16 protein-coding genes and 1 pseudogene are annotated in these 18,801 nt (G+C 29.1%); 2 read left to right on the forward strand and 15 right to left on the reverse strand.

Going from position 1 to position 18,801, the window contains the following annotated elements:
- Position 1 precedes the first annotated feature (1 nt).
- From N5A56_RS15730 to lpdA, 12 genes and pseudogenes are all read right to left on the reverse strand, one after another.
- Positions 2-1,537 (reverse strand): YifB family Mg chelatase-like AAA ATPase, encoded by a 1,536-nt coding sequence (locus N5A56_RS15730; protein ID WP_265726494.1) that lies wholly within the window; start codon positions 1,535-1,537, stop codon positions 2-4.
- A gap of 87 nt (positions 1,538-1,624) precedes the next feature.
- Positions 1,625-4,202: pseudogene (locus tag N5A56_RS15735) on the reverse strand (phosphoenolpyruvate carboxylase).
- 169 nt (positions 4,203-4,371) lie between these two features.
- Positions 4,372-4,746, reverse strand: a complete 375-nt coding sequence (locus tag N5A56_RS15740) for a hypothetical protein (RefSeq protein ID WP_265726493.1) — start codon at positions 4,744-4,746, stop codon at positions 4,372-4,374.
- A gap of 46 nt (positions 4,747-4,792) precedes the next feature.
- A complete protein-coding gene (locus tag N5A56_RS15745) occupies positions 4,793-6,760 on the reverse strand; it encodes a protein-disulfide reductase DsbD family protein (protein ID WP_265726492.1) in 1,968 nt (655 codons plus the stop codon).
- Between the two features lie 26 nt (positions 6,761-6,786).
- Positions 6,787-7,041: a TlpA family protein disulfide reductase gene (locus N5A56_RS15750; RefSeq protein WP_337994858.1), complete on the reverse strand. Its 255-nt coding sequence runs from the start codon at positions 7,039-7,041 to the stop codon at positions 6,787-6,789.
- Positions 7,038-8,165 (reverse strand): TlpA disulfide reductase family protein, encoded by a 1,128-nt coding sequence (locus N5A56_RS15755; RefSeq protein WP_265726491.1) that lies wholly within the window; start codon positions 8,163-8,165, stop codon positions 7,038-7,040. The genes N5A56_RS15750 and N5A56_RS15755 overlap by 4 nt, the downstream gene beginning before the upstream one ends.
- A gap of 48 nt (positions 8,166-8,213) precedes the next feature.
- Complete coding sequence (gene tilS / locus N5A56_RS15760; protein WP_265726490.1) at positions 8,214-9,539, reverse strand: tRNA lysidine(34) synthetase TilS; 1,326 nt, start codon at positions 9,537-9,539, stop codon at positions 8,214-8,216.
- Between the two features lie 22 nt (positions 9,540-9,561).
- The gene (locus N5A56_RS15765) at positions 9,562-10,383 is read right to left on the reverse strand and encodes an alpha/beta hydrolase (RefSeq protein WP_265726489.1); all 822 of its coding nucleotides are present in this window, start codon (positions 10,381-10,383) and stop codon (positions 9,562-9,564) included.
- A 2-nt stretch (positions 10,384-10,385) separates the two neighbouring features.
- Positions 10,386-10,619, reverse strand: a complete 234-nt coding sequence (locus N5A56_RS15770; protein ID WP_265726488.1) for a hypothetical protein — start codon at positions 10,617-10,619, stop codon at positions 10,386-10,388.
- A gap of 23 nt (positions 10,620-10,642) precedes the next feature.
- Positions 10,643-10,810: a hypothetical protein gene (locus N5A56_RS15775; protein WP_265726487.1), complete on the reverse strand. Its 168-nt coding sequence runs from the start codon at positions 10,808-10,810 to the stop codon at positions 10,643-10,645.
- 19 nt (positions 10,811-10,829) lie between these two features.
- Positions 10,830-12,146 (reverse strand): anthranilate synthase component I family protein, encoded by a 1,317-nt coding sequence (locus N5A56_RS15780; RefSeq protein ID WP_265726486.1) that lies wholly within the window; start codon positions 12,144-12,146, stop codon positions 10,830-10,832.
- A 111-nt stretch (positions 12,147-12,257) separates the two neighbouring features.
- Entirely contained in the window at positions 12,258-13,658 is a 1,401-nt protein-coding gene (gene lpdA, locus N5A56_RS15785) for a dihydrolipoyl dehydrogenase (RefSeq protein ID WP_265726485.1), read from the reverse strand.
- A 136-nt stretch (positions 13,659-13,794) separates the two neighbouring features.
- On the opposite strand from lpdA, the gene N5A56_RS15790 reads away from it, so the two are divergent.
- Positions 13,795-14,268, forward strand: coding sequence for a heme-binding domain-containing protein (locus N5A56_RS15790; RefSeq protein ID WP_265726484.1), 474 nt, complete (start codon positions 13,795-13,797; stop codon positions 14,266-14,268).
- 3 nt (positions 14,269-14,271) lie between these two features.
- Positions 14,272-15,513, forward strand: coding sequence for a glycosyltransferase (locus tag N5A56_RS15795; RefSeq protein ID WP_265726483.1), 1,242 nt, complete (start codon positions 14,272-14,274; stop codon positions 15,511-15,513).
- Positions 15,514-15,521: 8 nt separating this feature from the next.
- Here the strand turns inward: N5A56_RS15795 and N5A56_RS15800 are convergent, their stop codons facing one another.
- The 3 genes from N5A56_RS15800 to N5A56_RS15805 all read right to left on the reverse strand — a co-directional run bounded on the left by N5A56_RS15800 (position 15,522) and on the right by N5A56_RS15805 (position 18,746).
- The gene (locus N5A56_RS15800) at positions 15,522-16,040 is read right to left on the reverse strand and encodes a hypothetical protein (protein WP_274270546.1); all 519 of its coding nucleotides are present in this window, start codon (positions 16,038-16,040) and stop codon (positions 15,522-15,524) included.
- Positions 16,041-16,351: 311 nt separating this feature from the next.
- Positions 16,352-16,744 (reverse strand): carboxypeptidase-like regulatory domain-containing protein, encoded by a 393-nt coding sequence (locus tag N5A56_RS17765; protein ID WP_420793213.1) that lies wholly within the window; start codon positions 16,742-16,744, stop codon positions 16,352-16,354.
- Entirely contained in the window at positions 16,731-18,746 is a 2,016-nt protein-coding gene (locus tag N5A56_RS15805) for a M3 family metallopeptidase (RefSeq protein ID WP_265726481.1), read from the reverse strand. The genes N5A56_RS17765 and N5A56_RS15805 overlap by 14 nt, the downstream gene beginning before the upstream one ends.
- Positions 18,747-18,801: the final 55 nt, after the last annotated feature.

Raw genomic sequence — 18,801 nt, forward strand, 5'->3', positions numbered from 1 at the left:
TTTACCCTAACCAACCATCTCTATCTAAACTTCTATATTGTATAGCTTCTGCAATATGATCTGGAGAAATATCTGTAACATTTGCTAAATCTGCAATAGTTCTAGAAACTTTTAAAATTCTATCATAAGCACGAGCAGAAAGGTTTAATTTTTCCATAGCTGTTTTTAAAAGTGATAAACTTTCTGGAGATAATTTACAGAACTTACGAATCTGTTTTACGTTCATTTGTGCATTGTAATGTACGTTTTCAAATTCATCAAAACGTTTAGATTGTATTTCTCTAGAAGCTGTAACACGTTTTCTAATATCTACAGAAGATTCTCCTTTTCTTTCTTCGGATAATTTCTCGAAAGGAACCGGTGTTACTTCTATATGAATATCAATTCTATCCAATAAAGGGCCAGAAATTTTACTTAAATAACGTTGCATTTCTTGTGGAGAAGAAGTCATTGGAGAACTAGGATCATTAAAAAAACCACTAGGGCTCGGATTCATACTTGCTACCAACATAAAACTACAAGGATAGGTAACCGTAAATTTTGCTCTAGAAATAGTAACATCTCTATCTTCTAAAGGTTGGCGCATTACTTCTAAAACTTCACGTTTAAACTCTGGTAATTCATCTAAAAATAAAACTCCATTATGCGATAATGAAATTTCGCCAGGTCTTGGATACTGTCCTCCACCAACTAGTGCAACATTTGAAATTGTGTGATGCGGACTTCTGAAAGGCCGTTGATATAAAAGTCCATGATTTTTTGTTTTACCAACAACAGAATGAATTTTTGTAGTTTCCAAAGCTTCATGTAAAGTCATTGGTGGTAAAATAGAGGGTAATCTTTTTGCAAGCATTGTTTTACCAGAACCTGGAGGACCAATTAGTATAATATTATGCCCGCCAGCAGCAGCAATTTCCATGCAACGTTTTATAGATTCTTGCCCTTTTACATCAGAGAAATCAAACTCAGGGAAATCTATGTTTTTATAAAACTCAGCTCTAGTATCTACAATTGTAGGCTCAATTTTTGCATCACCATTAAAATGATTAATTACTTCTAAAATGTTTTCTACACCTAAAACTTCTAAATCATTTACAATTGCAGCTTCTTTAGCATTTTCTTTAGGTAAAATAAAATACTTAAAACCTTCTTCTCTGGCTTTTATAGCCATTGGTAAAACTCCTCTGATGGGTTGTAAACTTCCGTCTAAAGACAGTTCACCCATAATAACGTATTCTTTTATGCTTTCAGATTTTATTTGACCAGAAGCAGCAAGAATTCCCATTGCTAGTGTTAAATCATAAGCAGCACCTTCTTTTCTAATATCCGCAGGTGCCATGTTTATAATTATTTTTTTACCAGGAAGTTTGTAGTTATTGTTATTAAGAGCAGCAGAAATTCTGTAAGAGCTTTCTCTAACTGCGTTATCTGGTAAACCAACTAAATGATAACCAATTCCTTTATCAATATTTACTTCAACAACAATTGTAGTGGCTTCAATACCAAAAACGGCAGAACCATAGACTTTAACAAGCATTTTTTTCTTTAAATATAAAGAATATTGGCGAATAAAAAAATGCAACCAAAAAATTGATTGCATTTTAATAATTTTTTTGATAAAAGCTTATGCAGAATTTCTACTAGCATTAATATTACCAAATAAAGAACGCATTACCATTTTCTCATACACTTCAATTTCTTTAGCGTTTCCTTCAAATTTTTGTAAATCTTGAATTTGTTTTAAAGCGAATTGCTGTATGGTTAATAGAGGTAAAACAATACTCTCTCTAATTTCTATAGATGCTTTACCTACAGGATGGTTTTCCATTAGCTCTGTATGACCAGCAAGTTTTAATAATAAACGTTTTGTGGTTGTATATTCTGTGTAAATTACTTTCCAGAATTCTCCGTATACAGGGTCATCAGCCATGTAAGCAGTTAAGCCAAAGAAAGACTTCGTTAAACTCATCATACTATTTTCTAACAATGTTTTAAAGAAATCTGAAGCATTATAAAATTCAACAATTTCATCAAATCTACCTGCATCTTCATATTTTTTAAGTGCTGTTCCAACACCAAAGAAACCAGGTACGTTTTGTTTTAACTGACTCCAACTACCTACAAATGGTATTGCTCTTAAAGCAGAGAAATCTAATGTGTCTGAATTAGAACGTTTACTTGGTCTACTACCAATATTTGTTTTAGAATAGTATTTTAAAGTACTCATTTTTTCTAAGTACGATAAAAACTGCGGATGATTTTTAAAATCTACATAAGTATCATAACTTGTAGAAGCTAAATCTTGTATAATTTCTCTATGATGATCGTTTAACTGATCTTTGGTAAAAACTTCATTTTTAATACCAGAACTTAATAATTGTTCTAAATTAAATTGCGAAGAATCTTTTGTTCCAAAATTAGAGCTAATTGTTTGTCCTTGTATTGTTAATTGAATCTCTTTGTCTTCGATAGTTGGTCCTAAAGAAGCATAAAATTGATGCGTTTTTCCTCCTCCTCTTGCAGGTGGTCCTCCACGTCCATCAAAGAAAATTACATCAATATCAAATTCTCTAGAGATTTTAGTTAAAGCTTCTTTCGCTTTAAAAATACCCCAATTTGCCATTAAATATCCACCATCTTTTGTTCCGTCAGAAAAACCTAACATAATAGTTTGCTTGTTTTTTCTTTTAGTTAAATGATATCTATAAGGATTGTTAGTATATAAAGTACGCATTACATCGCTTGCGTTTTCTAAATCTTCTACAGTTTCAAATAACGGAATTACATCTACGGGTAAACCGTTTTCAAAACCACATAAGTTTAACATTGCAAAAGTTTGCATAACGTTTAAAGCACTTTGATTATTACTTATAATATATCTATTAGCACCGCGTTCTCCATTTCTTTTTTGAATTGTTTTTAATGCGTAAATAGATTCAATAGTTTTTACAGACATTTCATCTGTTAAAATACTTGGGTCAATATTTCCTTTTATTAAAGATAAAATAGAAACCTGTTCTTCATCAGATAAACGATGATAATTTTTAGGGAAAGTAGTATCACCAGAGGCAAGTAAATCGTCTACAATTTGTGTAAAAGCATCATGATGTACTCTACTATCTTGTCTAATATCTAAAGTAGCAAAATGGAAACCGAAAATTCTTACTTTATTTATAAAATCATTTAACTCTTCAATAAATAAAGAATTATGTTCGTTTCTTATTATCTCTCTAGCATTTTCTAATTCTTCTAATAATATTTTTTGCGAAAAATTAACTTTAGAATAACTTCTTACAACGTGTTTATATAAGCGTTTTTCTATTCTTGATAGTATTTCTTGAACACCATCAAAAGTAAAACGTCTTTTTAAACGTCTTACATCTCTATAATAACTTCTTAAAATAGATTGACGAAGTCTTTCTGCAACATCTAAAGTTATTTGTGTAGTTACAAACGGATTTCCATCTCTATCTCCACCTGGCCAAAAACCAAGATCTATAATTTCATTATCTATCGGGTTTCCGTCATAAACGTTATGCTGAATATAATTGTAAATTTTAGGTATAGAGTGATAAAAAACGTTTTCTAAATACCAAATTAAACTTACAGCTTCATCAAAAGGAGTTGGTTTCGATTTTTTATAAAAAGGAGTTTTTCCTAATTGTGCTAGTAATTTTTTAATAAGTAATAAATCGTCGTTTTGTATTGCTTTATCTAAATCTGTAATAATTCCTAAAACAGAACCTGGATAAAACTGAGTTGGATGTGCTGTTAAAACAATACGTACTTTAAAGTCTTCTAAATGTTTTTTTAAAACTTCAATTTTATCACTTAAAATAGCTGTTTCTTTAGAATTTCTTAATGTACCAATCCCATCCATATTATTTACAATAGGAAAAGCAGCGTCTTCGATAGCATCGAAAAGAACAACTTGACGTTCTATATATTGAATGAATTGAAATAGTAAATCTTTTTTCTTTTTTGGTAGGATTTTCTTGATATTTCTGGAAAAACTTTTCTACTATTTCTGTAGGAGTATTTTCGTTTTCAAATCCTTTTTTACAAATTTCATGAAAAAGTGGTAATAAAACACCAGTATTATTAATGGTATCAAAAGGGAGTGTCATAAAAATGCTGTTGTAAATTTGATATTTAGACAACACATTATCATTAAATCTTGTTAACTTCGGTAATGCAGACATATTCATTCGTTTTATGTTGTGAAATTACAAAAAACCGAAACCATAGAACGCTAGTTATTTTCAATAATAGCCTATTATAATTATCAAAATAATATTAATTATACTATAATTTTTTCAAATAGTTAATTTCTGTAGAAAAGAGTGTTTTATTAGATTAAAAAATAATTTTTTACTGCAAGTTTGGTTGGCGGCATTGTAGATTCCAGCGTGTTGGATCGTTTTTAAGTAAGAAGCCTTTTAATAAATTTTGATCTTGATACCTTTTGTAATCATCATAAATAAATTCTGATGGTTTTTTAGATAAATGCTTCGTGTTTATAGAAAATCGATTTAAATCTAAATCAATAGCATTAACAATTACAAAATCAAAATTAGCTAATTTTAGCTTCTTATTAATTTCATAAAAACCATTTTTATCAATAGAAATGTTAGAAATAGTATAAATACTTACGGGAGTTTTAGTAATTGTTTTGGTCGTTTTTTGAGCAATTAAAGTTGTGTTTAAAAGAGTAAATACAGTAAAAATTAAGTTCGTAATTTTCATAATTCTAAATATTTTTATTTACTATTAAACAACCAAAACCTTACCATTACTTTGTTTTAAAAGTTTGCAAACCTTCTTGTAACCATTTGTAATACGTATCTCTATCTGTATATTGTTGTGTGTTATTTAAGATCTCTAAATCTGGACTCATCAAAATATAATATGGCTGAGATGCATTTTTAAAATTGATTACTTGAAAAGTAGACCATTTATCTCCAATAGTTTTAATTTGTTTAATTTTTCCGTTTTTCTTTAAAAAATCGAATTGTTGGTCTTTGGGTAATTCTTTCTCATTATCATCTACATACAATGAAATTAAAATATAATTGTCTTTTAATGTTTGATAAATATCTGGCTCGCTCCATACATTTTCTTCCATTTTTCTACAATTTACACAAGCCCAACCTGTAAAATCTAATAGAATTGGTTTGTTTGCTTCTTTGGCAGCAGCAAGACCTTCATCAAAATCTTTATAACAATCTAAACCTAAAGGGCAGTCGTTTTCTTGTTCGTAAATACTATAGAATTGTGGTGGCGGAAAACCACTTAACAAGCTTAAATTCCATGTTGGTTCTTTTAAAACACCAGGGCCAATATAAATGATGAATGCAATTACTAAAGCACCAAAAGACATTCTAGAAAACGATAGTTTTTTTACTGGAGAATCGTGTGGGAATTTAATTTTAGCAAATAAGTATAAAGCTAATCCAATAAAAATAATTATCCAAATACCAATAAATACTTCACGTTTTAATAAATTCCAATGTGCAACTAAATCTGCATTTGATAAAAATTTAAAAGCTAAAGCCAATTCTAAAAAACCTAAAATCACTTTTGTAGTATTTAGCCAACCGCCAGATTTTGGTAAAGAATTTAACCAATTAGGAAACAGTGCAAATAAAGCAAAGGGTAAGGCAAGTGCTAATCCAAAACCAGTCATACCTGCTGTTAACTGCATTGCGCCTCCATCTGAAGTTAAAGAACCTGCAAGTAAAGAACCTAAAATAGGACCCGTACAAGAAAAGGAAACAATTGCTAATGTTAATGCCATAAAAAAGATACCAATAATTCCTCCAACAGAAGAAGCAGAATCCATTTTATTTCCCCAAGAACTTGGTAATGTTATTTCGTAGAAACCAAAAAACGAAAAAGAGAAAAACGTTAGAACAGCAAAAAAGAAAATGTTTAACCATACGTTTGTAGAAATTGTATTTAAAATTTCTGGGTCTAAATTATCTAAGAAATGAAAAGGAAGACTTAATAAAATGTATATAAACACAATAAAACATCCATATAAAATGGCGTTAAAAACCCCTTTCTTTTTATTTTCAGACTGTTTTGTAAAAAATGACACTGTTAATGGAATCATCGGGAAAACACAAGGTGTAAGTAGCGCTAATAAACCACCAACAAACCCAAGAAAAAAGATGCTAAAAAGACCGCTTTCACTTTCTGAACCTGAATCTGACACATTCTTAAGTAAAGAAGTATTTTTTAGATTTAATTTTAAGCTATTTGTAAGATTTTTACTTTTTTCGGTTATAGAAACTACTTCTTTTATTGTTTTTCCTCCAAGAGAAATTGTAAAAGGTTCATCAACATTTATACATGCGGTTTCACAAACCTGACCGAAAAAGTTTAACTTAATTCTAGTAATATCTTTATTTATAAGTTGAATTCTTTGGGTAATTGTTGCTTTGTCTTTAAAAACAATTTCTTCTTTTTCCCAAATATCAGAATACTTTTTAAATGTATCTTTTTCATCGGCTTTTCCTACTAGTTTATAACCAGTTTCACCTTCTTTAATTGTTATTTCTAAAGGTAAAGAAGCGTCTTCTGGATTGTGTTGTGAATATAAATACCAACCCTTATAAAGTTTAGCATTAAAAATAACATCATACTCTGTATCTGATATTTTTTTTACAGAAGTCTCAATAATTATTGGGTCTTCTGCTGTTTGTGCGAAACTCGTTATTGCTAAAAGAAAAGTTGCAATGAAAAAGATTTTTTTCATAAAATAATTTTACAAGTAAAAATGAATTATATTTTTAATTCGTCTAATAATTCTGTAAGTTTTTTGTCTGATGGTCTTGGCGCATTTGAGCTAACAATGTTTCCTTTTGGGTCAATTAAAATAAAACGAGGAATCCCTTTTATTAAATAATCTTCTATAAATTGAGATTTCCAGTCATTATCTGCATACAATTGCATACCGCCTAAATCCTTATCAACAATCATTTTTTTCCATTTATCATGGTCTTTTTCTTTGTCGATAGAGATGCTTACAAACTCTATGTTTTTATTGTGATATTTTTTTCAACCTTTTTTAATGAAGGTATTTCTGCAATACAAGGCCCACACCACGTTGCCCAAACATCTATATATACATATTTACCTTTTAAATCATCTAAAGAAGTTGAACCACCTGCATTGTTTTCATACCCAATAAATTTAGGAGAAATGTTTCCTTTTGTTACAGCTTTTAAAGCATTATAACTTTTAGTAATTTCTTCTTTATTTTCTTTATCTGTAGCAGCTGCCATATACATTTTATAGAACTCTTCTAAATCATTTGTGTATGTAATTCCGTATTTAGAAGCATTAAAAAGTAATGCGTTTTTTATTGTTTCATTTTTAATTTTACCAGAAACAGTTAACATAGCAATGTCATATTCTAAAGAATCTGTTTTTATTAGTTCTTCAGCCATTTTACGATAATTTGATGTAACTAAACCATTGTAGTTAGAAGAGAAATTAAAATCTGCTTCGTTTGTATAATCTAAAGCATCTAGTTCATCTAAAAACCCTTCAGAAGTTTTAAAATCTGGTTTTTTAGCATAATAAGAATGGTAACTTTTATATTTATTTAAATTACTTAAAAAAGCATAATTAATATTCTTTTTTTCAAGTTGTTTAAACTCGTCAGAAATTCCTTTAGTATTATAAAGTAGGTATTCTTGAGACTGTTTAAGGTCTTTAAAAGTTTTTAGATATTCATTTTCTTCTTTTATATACACATCAGTTCCTTCACCAACAGATTCTTTATATTTTAAAGCTTTCTTAGATAGATAATTTGCATACGCAGATCCTTTTCCAGTAATTTCTAAAGTAGTTTTTCGCTCTTTTGCATCATAATTTATAGAGATATTGTCACCAGCGGATAGATATAAATTTGTAGTATTTCTACCTTCGTAAACAGCAAATAAAGAGCCATTGTTTAACTTAATCGTATCGTTAAAAGAGCCGTCTTCTGCAAGCGTAATTTCTTTAACAAGAGATCTATCTGCTTGCTTAACTAAAGAAGCTTTTTCAGATGTTGCATTTATGATTTTTCCTGAAATAATAGCGTAATCTATTTTAATTTCTGGCTCACAAGAAACAATTACTATAGCAGCAATAATTAAATATATTTTTTTCATATTAGTGATTTGATTATTAAAGTTTTAAAATTACAAAATAGAATTAAGTTAATTTATAACTTTAACTAAAACTTTAAGTAGGTTCTTCGAGTTCTTGTTAATTGATAATCGTTTGTCTTGTCTATAATTTATAACCCAAATAATTTTGTTATCAGAATTACAAAGTAGCCAAGTATTTTCTTTTTCTAAAAGCGAGAATTTTTCATCTTTAAAATATTTACTCAACTTCTTTTTTCCTTGCATTCCTAACGGATAAAAATAGTCTCCATTTTCTCGTTTTCTTACAATTAACGGAAATTTTAACAAGTCTTTATCAATATAAATTGTCTGTTTATTCTCTGTTGATATCTCTTGTACACTTTCGAAAACTAAATGAATAGGGTTTAGAGTTTCTAGCTCATTTTCTTTGATGAAAAAGGATTCTTCTCTAACTTCTTTAGTTTCATTTGATTTGCTTAACAATAAGAAATCTCTATCCTTTAGTAAGCGATGTGTTTTAGAAAAAACTTGTTTACCAGATTGAGCAGATAGTAGATTGTAAACATCGTTCCATTCTGTAAAATTATATCCTTTTAATAATTGATATAAATAGGCTTTCGGATTTGACAGTTCACGTATTTTATGAATATCAATCTTTATAATTCCGTTTTTAGTAGTAATACAATCTTCGAAAACTTCAGAAATTCTATCTTCTATAACCTGTTTGCTTTCTTGTAAATTTGTTGAGGTTTTTGCAAATGAATCTAATAAATTAGGGTTGATTTCTTTTAATGACGGAATTACTTGATGCCTAATTTTATTTCTAATATATTTTGTTGATGCGTTACTAGCGTCTTCTCTCCATACGATGTTGTTTGTTTTTGCAAATGCAGCAATTTCTTCTCTTGAAAAAGCTAAAAGCGGACGCGCAATATTCCCATTAACTTTTGGGATTCCTGTAAAACCATCTAAACCTGTTCCTCTTGTTAAATTGATAAGAAAAGTTTCTAAATTATCATCTGCATGATGTGCGGTTAAAACAAAATCAAATTTATGGGTTGTAATTAATTCTTGAAACCAATTATATCTTAATTCTCTTGCCGCTATTTGTGTAGAAAGTTTATTTTCTTTTGCGTATTTTTCGGTATTAAAATGTATTGTAAAAATCTGATTAGACGATTTTTGAGATAATTTAACAACAGATTCTTTATCTAAATCACTTTCTTTACCTCGAAGATTAAAGTTGCAATGTGCTAAAGAAATATCAAAATTTAATTGATTACACAATGTTGTTAAAACAACAGAATCTAATCCGCCAGAAATAGCAATTAATAGTTTTTTGTCCTTTAAAAAAGGAAAATTAGCGTTAATATGTTTTTTGAATTTTTGTAGCATTTATACTTCAAAAATAAGGCTTTTAAAGTTGGGAATTTAGCCAATCTACAACATCTTGTAGCATTTCTTCTTTACATAAATCGTTTTGCAATTCGTGGTAACCACCTTTGTATAATTTTAACGTTGCATTATCAGATTTGTTAGCAAATTCTTGCGTTCCTTTATAATCGATAATTTTATCATCAGTTCCATGAAGCAACAACATTTTAGTAGCTAGTTTGTTCGCGTTTTCTATTGCCCATAAACCAGTGTCTATAAAGGTTAAAGAAAAATTAGGACTAATTTTATCATGAACTAAAGGATCGTTGATATACTTTTCAACTTCAACTTTATCTCTAGAAACGTCATTTGCATCTAGCTCATTTCCCATAGTTAAAGAAGGTGCAATTTTTTGTAATAGTTTACCAACTGCTAACTTAATTTTTGGTGGTTGAAAAGCTAATTTTAAAAACGGACTTGTAGCAATAACTCCTTTTAATTGATGTTTTATTCTAATAGAATAATTTACAACCACATTTCCGCCCATAGAATGCCCATATAAAAAAACAGGTTTATTTGGGAATAAAGTTGTTGCTTTTTCAATGGTTTTAGTTACACTTTCTAAAACGGCTTCAAAACTAGGGTTATGACCACGTTTTCCAGATGTTTTGCCATGACCAAAATGATCGAAAGCAACTACAGAAAAATCATTATCAGTTAATTTTTTAGCAACATGATTATAACGTCCAGAATGTTCTCCCATTCCATGTACTAAAACAACAACGGCTTTTGTGCTGTTTGCTTGCCATGTTTTACCGTAAAAATCGGTGTTGTAAATGTTGAATGTAAATTCTGATTGTGTCATACTTATTGCTTTTTTAACCAAGCTCTAATTTCTTTTCTTAAAGATTGCTCTGGTTTAGGTAATGGTATTGTTTTACCAAATTGTTTACTCCTGTTAAACTTAGAAAATGTAATTTTAAGTTGTTTCCATTCAGCCGGATACAAATCTAAAAACGTATTGAACATATTTTGCTCACTTTGTTTTTCTTTTATTTTATCAAAAATTACTTTAAATTTCTCTTCTTTATCAAGTATCATGTAGTAAATATATAAAATTGTAATTAATCAAAATCTAGGTGATCATAATCATCAGTTTCACTATTGTCTTTATAATTATTAGATTTTGATGTATCAGTAAACGTGTTAATAATTAGACCTATAAGTGCTCCAATTATTATAATTAAAAGAATAAATATCCAAAGACTAATTTCAGTTTTTGAAGAGTTCATGAGGTAAATGTAAATAAACTTATTTAGAATTCAATAATACATACTTCATTGCTTTTGCTTTTAAAAGGCATTCTTCATATTCTTTTTCCGGAATTGATTTTGCAGTAATTGCACCACCAACAGAGTAGGAAACATACTTTTTTTCTTCATTATAAAGTATACTTCTAATAACAACATTAAAATCGAAATCGCCAGTTGGTGTAAAATAACCAACGGTTCCAGAATACAAACCACGTTTGGTTTCTTCTAGGTCTTCAATAATTTTCATGGCAGAAACCTTTGGTGCTCCCGTCATGCTTCCCATTGGGAAAGTGCTTTGTAAAACATCTATTGGATGTATTTTCTCGTCAATTTCTGAAACCACAGTAGAAATCATCTGATGCACTTGTTTAAAAGTATACACTTTACAAAGTTCTTCTACTTTTACAGAACCTATTTTTGCAGTTTTAGATAAGTCGTTTCTTACCAAATCTACAATCATTACGTTTTCCGATCGTTCTTTAATATCTCTAGATAAGTCTGAAGCTATTTTTTCGTCATCAATTTTAATTCTTAAACGTTTAGCAGTTCCTTTTATGGGTTGCGATATTATTTTATTTCCTTCCTTTTTAATATACCTTTCTGGTGTTGCAGATAGTAAATATTGATGTTCAATTTTTAAAAAGGTTGCAAAAGGAGGTTCTGAGATTTCGTTTAAATGATTATAAACTTCAAGCGGATTTATAGTTGCGTTTTCTGCATAAAATTCTTGACAAAAATTAGCTTCATAAATGTTACCTCTTTTTATATGATTTAAAACTTTGTTTACTTTTTTATGATATTCGTCTTTGTGAATTCTAAGTTTAATTTTTATTTTATTTTCCTCAATGTCTTTTCGAACGCAGTCGAGAACTCCTTTATTAGTTTTTTGGATTTCCTCAAAATCTGCATCTATTTCATCATCAACCATTTTTAAATAATGAAACTCAATAGTATTCCCCTTAATAAACACTAATTTTTGAGGTTGAAAAAAATATAAATCAGCAAAGTCTAAACCATCAAAATTCTTAGAAGAAAGGCGTTCTACATCATTTTTAACATCATAAGAAATGTATCCAAAAATAAAATCTTTTGTAATTGTTTGGTATTCTCTTAGTTTTTCGAATGCATTATGGTAATCTGTCTTTATCGATGTAAATTCATCAGCAGCCAAAGCACAATCAAAACTAGAATATTGTTGATTATAGTTATTAGAATCTAACCAAGTTACGGTTTCAAACTGTTGTGCCCAAAACAATAAGTTTGTTTTAAATTTAATAATATTATCAACAGAAAAAGTACGAATTGTTCTTTGCATATGTACTGCAAAAATACAAATCTTTATGTATTAATAATCATAAAAAAAGCAACCTAAAGAGGTTGCTTTTTAATATATAATGTAATTCTAAAACAAGTTTAGAATATTATTTTATGCATTTAATGGTTTACCATCCCAAGCAGCTTTAGCAGCTTCTTTTACAGCTTCAGAATACGTTGGATGACCATGACAAATTCTAGCTAAATCTTCTGCAGATGCTCTATATTCCATTGCTACAGCAGCTTCCATAATTAAATCTGCAACACGTGCACCAACCATGTGAACTCCTAAAATTTCGTCTGTATTTTTATCAGCTAAAACTTTTACAAAACCATCTAAATCTCCACTTGCTCTAGATCTTCCTAAAGCACGCATAGAAAATTTACCAGCTTTATAAGCAACTCCAGCATCTTTTAATTCTTGCTCTGTTTTACCAACTGCAGCAACTTCTGGCCAAGTATAAATAATACCTGGAATTAAGTTATAATCGATATGTGGTTTTTCGCCTGCTAAATATTCTGCAACAACAACACCTTCTTCTTCTGCTTTATGTGCTAACATTGCTCCTTTAACAACATCACCAATAGCATAAATATTTTTAATATTAGTTTGCAAGTGGTCATTTACATCTACCATTCCTCTTTCAGTAACTTTTACACCAGCTTTTTCTAAACCTAAACCTTCTGTATAAGGTTTTCTACCAACAGCAACTAAACAATAATCACCTGTAAAAGTAACTTCTTCACCTTTTTTATTGGTTGCTTTTACAATTACTTCGTCTCCATTTCTTTCAACAGAAGTAACGCCATGGCTTGCATTTATTTTCATTCCTTGTTTCTTTAAAACTTTGGTAAGTTCTTTAGAAACATCAGCATCCATTGTAGGTGTAATTTTTGGTGCATATTCTATAACGGTAACGTCTGCGCCTAAACGCTTATAAACAGAACCTAATTCTAAACCAATAACACCGCCACCAATTACCAATAAGTGTTTTGGTACTTCTTTTAATTTTAAAGCTTCTGTAGAAGTTATAACACGCTCTTTATCTAATGTAATAAAAGGTAAAGTAGAAGGTTTTGAACCAGTAGCAATTATAATGTCTGCTCCTTCAATAACTTCTGATGAACCATCTTTTTTTGTAACTTTTACATGCGTAGCATCTTCAAAAGAACCTAAGCCTTCATAAACAGTAATGTTATTTTTGTCCATTAAATACTTAATTCCTCCTGTTGTTGTTTCTACAACATTGGCTTTTCTTTCTACCATTTTTCCAAAATCGAAAGTTGGCTTTTCAACAGAAATTCCATGCTCTTCAAAATGATGTACAGCATCATAATAATGGTGAGAAGAATCTAAAAGTGCTTTAGAAGGAATACATCCAACATTTAAACAAGTTCCTCCTAAAGTGGCATATTTTTCAATAATTGCTACTTTTTTTCCTAATTGTGATGCTCTAATTGCTGCAATATATCCTCCAGGTCCAGAACCTATAACAATAATATCGTATTTCATGTGTACTTTTGTTTTGCGTATTAAAGTAACCTTTCGGTTTTTTTCTTTTTATTATATAACAAAAATACGTATATTTTAATAGAATAAAGAGAGAATTTAGTAGTTTTACTTATTTCTAAAATTTAACACTTACCTTATGAAAATTCTTAAAAAAATAGTACTTCTAATACTTATTATTTTACTGATTTCGCAATTTTTTGGACCTGATAAAAATGAAGGTAATTTACAATCTTTAGATTATTTTATATCAGAAACTAACCCTCCAGAAAATGTATATAAAATTTTAAAAGAAAGTTGTTTCGATTGCCATAGCAACGTTACCAATTATCCTTGGTATAATAATATAACTCCCGTAAATTTTTGGTTAAATGAGCATGTAAAAGATGGTAAAAAGCATTTAAATTTCTCTAAATGGGATTCGTATTCTTTAAAGAAAAAAGAGCATAAAATGGATGAGTTACACGAAGAAGTAGCTAAGAAAAAAATGCCATTAGACTCTTATACTTGGACGCATTCTGAAGCAAATTTAACACAAGCACAGATTGATGAGATTGTTATTTGGGGAAAAAGTGTACAAGCAAATTATAAACAACAAATAAACACCAAGTAATTAATGCAACAACAAGTTTTAATTATTGGTACCGTTTGGGTAGAACCTAATTCTTCTGCTGCGGGTAGTAGAATGTTACAGCTTATAAAATTATTTTTAAAGCAAGATTTTAAAGTAACATTTGCTTCTTCTGCGCAAAAAAATGATAAGGCAATAGATTTGTCTTTTATTGGAGTAGAAGAGGTTTTTATAGAATTAAATTCTTCTTCTTTTGATGTTTTTGTAAAAAAAATAAATCCTACAATAGTTGTTTTTGATCGTTTTATGATGGAAGAACAATATGGTTGGCGTGTTGCAGAAAATTGCCCAAATGCATTGCGAATTCTAGATACTGAGGATTTGCATTTTTTAAGAAAAGTAAGACATCAACAATTAAAAAATGAGGAGGATTTTACAATAAATGCGTTATTAAATTCGATGGATGCAAAAAGAGAAATTGCAGCTATTTTAAGGTGCGATTTGTCTTTAATAATATCTACCTATGAAATGGATTTACTAAAATCTGTTTTTAAGATCGATGAAAAAATTCTGTATTATTTACCTTTTTTGTTAGATAATATTGATGAAAATCAGATCCAAAATTGGAAGTCTTTTGAAGAAAGAGAGCATTTTGTGTTTATCGGTAATTTTTTCCATAAACCAAATGTTGATGCTGTTTTAACATTAAAAGAAAATGTTTGGAACGAGATTAGAGAGTATTTACCTAAAGCAGAAATCCATATTTATGGTGCGTATGCAAATCAGCAAATAAATCAACTTCATAATAAAAATGAGGGTTTTATAATAAAAGGTTTTGCAGAAAACGCACAAGAAGTTGTACGAAATGCTCGAGTTCTTTTAGCTCCTTTACGTTTTGGAGCTGGAATTAAAGGAAAATTAACTGAAGCAATGATTTGTGGCACACCAAGTGTAACTACTAGTATTGGAGCAGAAGGAATGTGCGATCGTTTTCCTTGGCCAGGTTTTATAGAAGATAATTTTTCTGATTTTGCATTGGTTTCTTCAGAATTATATCGGAATAAAACAATGTGGAAAAGTAGTCAAGAAACTGGGGTAGATATTATAAATTATATCTATGATAAAGAAAAGTTAGGAGTACCTTTTGTCAATAAGATAAAAGAAATACAAGAAAAATTAGAAGAACATAGAACTCAGAATTTTCTAGGTAATTTACTGCAACATCAAACATTACAAGCTACAAAATATATGAGTAAATGGATTGAAAGTAAAAATGAGCTGTTGTAGTACTTTTTTTATTTCTTAAAAGAGGGTTTATAATCCAGAGGTAATGCATCTCCTAATCTTTCAAACCCCCAATAATTTTCATAATAAATATCTAGATAATTAAATAGCGAACCATTTTTATTTAATATTATTGGGTTGTTGTTTAAAAAAACGAAACTCTTCTGATAAGAGGATTGCTCGTAAGGTGGATTGTAATTCTCTTCTTCTGCTTCTTTTATGTAAAGAATAGATAAGTCTTGATCAAAATTTATGTGATATTTATTGTTGATTAAAGAAATGTCAATATTATCAATTAAAATGTGAGTTTTAGATACTTGGTCTAAATATTTTGGCTTTCTACTTCTTTCTAAAACCACGTTGGCACTATCTCTTTTGCTTTTAGAAAATTTATTTTTTTTAGAGTTTGATATTTTATAAGCAATTTTAATTTCTTTTTCAGAAGGTCTTTCTGGGTTTAAAAATCTGCTAAAATTTTTTAAAATAAAACCTTCTTGAGTGTAATTTTTGTTAATGATAGATTTATACAAATGAATGTCTGAACCATTAAATTTTTCTAATCTATTTTTAGCCCATCGTTTTTGTTTATATTTATTTCCCTTTAAAAGTTTGTATCTAGAATAGCCAGCGTATTTTATCGTTTGACGTGTAATTTTAAACTCTACTAGCTCGTAAAGAATTGTATAGCCAAGTAATTTATGTTCAAGTTCAATAGGTTTATTTGCGAAAGCTCTAAGTATGTTTTTATTAGAATCGTATGTAAATTGAATGACCTCAGGGTTTATAATGATACACTTTTTAGCTATTTTACTTCTACCAATCAGTTCTAATTTAAATCTATCTAAAAAGTAAGTACGTTTACTTTTATTTTGAATAAACCTTTTTCTCTTTTTTTATTATAAATAGTAATTTCATCTAAATCATATTTTTTTTCTTTAAGATTAAAAGTTAAAGGTTCTGTATAATCTAATGTGTTAAGCTCATAAACTTGAGATTCATAACCTAGAAAAGAAATTATTAATTTGTAAGTTCCGCTTTCTACTTTTAGGGTAAATTCACCATTTTTATCAGATGTTGTTCCAATTAAGGAACTACCAATATATATGGCAGCTCCTTGTAAAGGTGTGTTCTCATTAAAAACAGTTCCATTATTTTTATTTGGCTTGATATGTTTGTGCTTAATAGTAGTAAAAATATTAATAGAACCTGTTTCATAAAACTTATAACAATCCAGCTCTTTTTAACAAAGCATCAGGTTTTGGTTCTTGTCCTCTAAAACGTTTGTATAAAAGCATCGGTTTTTCTGTTCCTCCTTTAGATAATACATTTTCTTTAAACTTTGTAGCCACTTTTTTGTTGAAAATTCCTTTTTCTAAAAAGTATTCAAAAGCATCAGCATCTAAAACTTCTGCCCATTTATAAGAATAATAACCGGCAGAATATCCTCCTTGAAAAATATGAGAAAAAGCGGTACTCATACAGTTTTCTGCAACATCAGGATATAATTTTGTGTTTGCAAAAGCCTTACTTTCAAATTCCTTTACAGATTTTATTTCTGACGGATTTTGACTATGCCAACTCATATCTAATAAACCAAAACTAAGCTGACGTAAAGTTTGCATTCCTTCATGAAAACTTGCAGATTCTTTAATTTTTTCAACATATTTCATAGGGATAACTTCACCTGTTTCATAATGTTTTGCAAACAACTCTAAAGCTTCTTTTTCGAAACACCAGTTTTCTAAAACCTGACTTGGTAATTCTACAAAATCCCAAGAAACAGAAGTTCCGGATAAACTGTTGTAAGTAGTGTTTGCTAACATGCCGTGTAATGCATGTCCAAATTCATGAAACAATGTGGTAACCTCGTTAAACGTTAATAACGATGGTTTTGTTTCGGTTGGTTTTGTAAAATTACAAACGATAGAAACATGCGGTCTTTCGTTAATTCCGTTTTTAATTTGTTGCGATTTATATGATGTCATCCACGCTCCATTTCTTTTTCCTTTTCTAGGATGAAAATCGGCATAAAAAATAGAAACAAAGTTTCCATTTATATCTTTTACATAGTAGGTTTTAACATCTTCGTGGTATTTTTCTATGTTAGAAACTTCTTCGAACTTTAAATCGAATAATCTATTGGCAATTTCAAAAACACCATCAATTACATTTTCTAATTTAAAATAAGGTTTTAAAATTTCTTGATCTAAATCGAACAATTCTTTTTTTAACTTTTCTGAGTAATAAGAACCATCCCATTTTTGAAGTTGATCTATACCATCTAATTTTTTAGCATAGTTTTCTAAGTTTTCAAATTCTTTAATAGCAGCAGGTTTTGCTTTTTCTAATAAATTATTAGAAAACTCAATTACCTTTTCTGGTGTTTCTGCCATTCTTTCTTCTAAAACAAAATGAGCATGCGTCTTATAACCTAATAAGTTTGCTCTATTATTTCTAAGATTTACAATATCTAAAACAACTTGTTCGTTATTAAATTCGTTGTCTTTAAATGCTTTTTTACCTGAAGCAATTGCCATTTCTTTACGTAATTCTCTGTTATCTGCATATGTTAAAAACGGAATGTAACTTGGGTAATCTAGCGTAAAAATATAACCTTCTTTTTCTTTAGATTTTGCAACTTCTTTTGCAGCTTCTTTTACGCTTTCTGGTAAACCTGCTAAATCTTTCTCATTTGTTAAATGCATTTCGAATGCATTGGTTTCTGCCAAAACATTTTCGCCAAATTTTAAAGATAATTTAGAAAGTTCAGCATCAATTTTACGAAGCTTATTTTTATCATCATCTTCTAAATTTGCTCCATTTCTAGCAAAACCTTTATATTGTTTGTCTAAAAGTGTTTTTTGCTCTGCAGTTAAATCTAAAGTATCTTTAACATCAAAAACAGACTTTACTCTTTTAAATAACGCTTCATTTAGTGTAATGTCATTTCTAAATTCACTTAACCAAGGAGAAATTTCTTGTGCTATTTTCTGAATTTCGTCATTAGTTTCAGCTGAATTTAAGTTGAAAAAAATACTAGTAATTCTATTTAATTTTTCACCCGTAAAATCTAAAGCAACAGTTGTGTTTTCAAAAGTTGGTTTCTCAGAATTTATTACAATTTCATTAATTTCTGCTTTTGCAATTTTAATTGCTTCTTTAATTGCAGGTTTGTAATCTGAATTAGATATTTTTGAGAAAGGTGCTGTATTAAAATCTTGTAAAAGTGGATTCATTATGTTTTATTTCTATGTCAGGTCGAGCGCAGTCGAGACCTAAATATAACCTCTC

The organism is Polaribacter ponticola, assembly GCF_026191475.2.
Taxonomy (GTDB): domain Bacteria; phylum Bacteroidota; class Bacteroidia; order Flavobacteriales; family Flavobacteriaceae; genus Polaribacter; species Polaribacter ponticola.

Bases quoted from the DNA above. Each gene is read 5' to 3' on its own strand.
- N5A56_RS15730 (WP_265726494.1), bottom strand. From the start codon at position 1,537: ATGCTTGTTAAAGTCTATGGTTCTGCCGTTTTTGGTATTGAAGCCACT.
- N5A56_RS15740 (WP_265726493.1), bottom strand. From the start codon at position 4,746: ATGAAAATTACGAACTTAATTTTTACTGTATTTACTCTTTTAAACACA.
- N5A56_RS15745 (WP_265726492.1), bottom strand. From the start codon at position 6,760: ATGAAAAAAATCTTTTTCATTGCAACTTTTCTTTTAGCAATAACGAGT.
- N5A56_RS15755 (WP_265726491.1), bottom strand. From the start codon at position 8,165: ATGAAAAAAATATATTTAATTATTGCTGCTATAGTAATTGTTTCTTGT.
- tilS (WP_265726490.1), bottom strand. From the start codon at position 9,539: ATGCTACAAAAATTCAAAAAACATATTAACGCTAATTTTCCTTTTTTA.
- N5A56_RS15765 (WP_265726489.1), bottom strand. From the start codon at position 10,383: ATGACACAATCAGAATTTACATTCAACATTTACAACACCGATTTTTAC.
- N5A56_RS15770 (WP_265726488.1), bottom strand. From the start codon at position 10,619: ATGATACTTGATAAAGAAGAGAAATTTAAAGTAATTTTTGATAAAATA.
- N5A56_RS15775 (WP_265726487.1), bottom strand. From the start codon at position 10,810: ATGAACTCTTCAAAAACTGAAATTAGTCTTTGGATATTTATTCTTTTA.
- N5A56_RS15780 (WP_265726486.1), bottom strand. From the start codon at position 12,146: ATGCAAAGAACAATTCGTACTTTTTCTGTTGATAATATTATTAAATTT.
- lpdA (WP_265726485.1), bottom strand. From the start codon at position 13,658: ATGAAATACGATATTATTGTTATAGGTTCTGGACCTGGAGGATATATT.
- N5A56_RS15790 (WP_265726484.1), top strand. From the start codon at position 13,795: ATGAAAATTCTTAAAAAAATAGTACTTCTAATACTTATTATTTTACTG.
- N5A56_RS15795 (WP_265726483.1), top strand. From the start codon at position 14,272: ATGCAACAACAAGTTTTAATTATTGGTACCGTTTGGGTAGAACCTAAT.
- N5A56_RS15805 (WP_265726481.1), bottom strand. From the start codon at position 18,746: ATGAATCCACTTTTACAAGATTTTAATACAGCACCTTTCTCAAAAATA.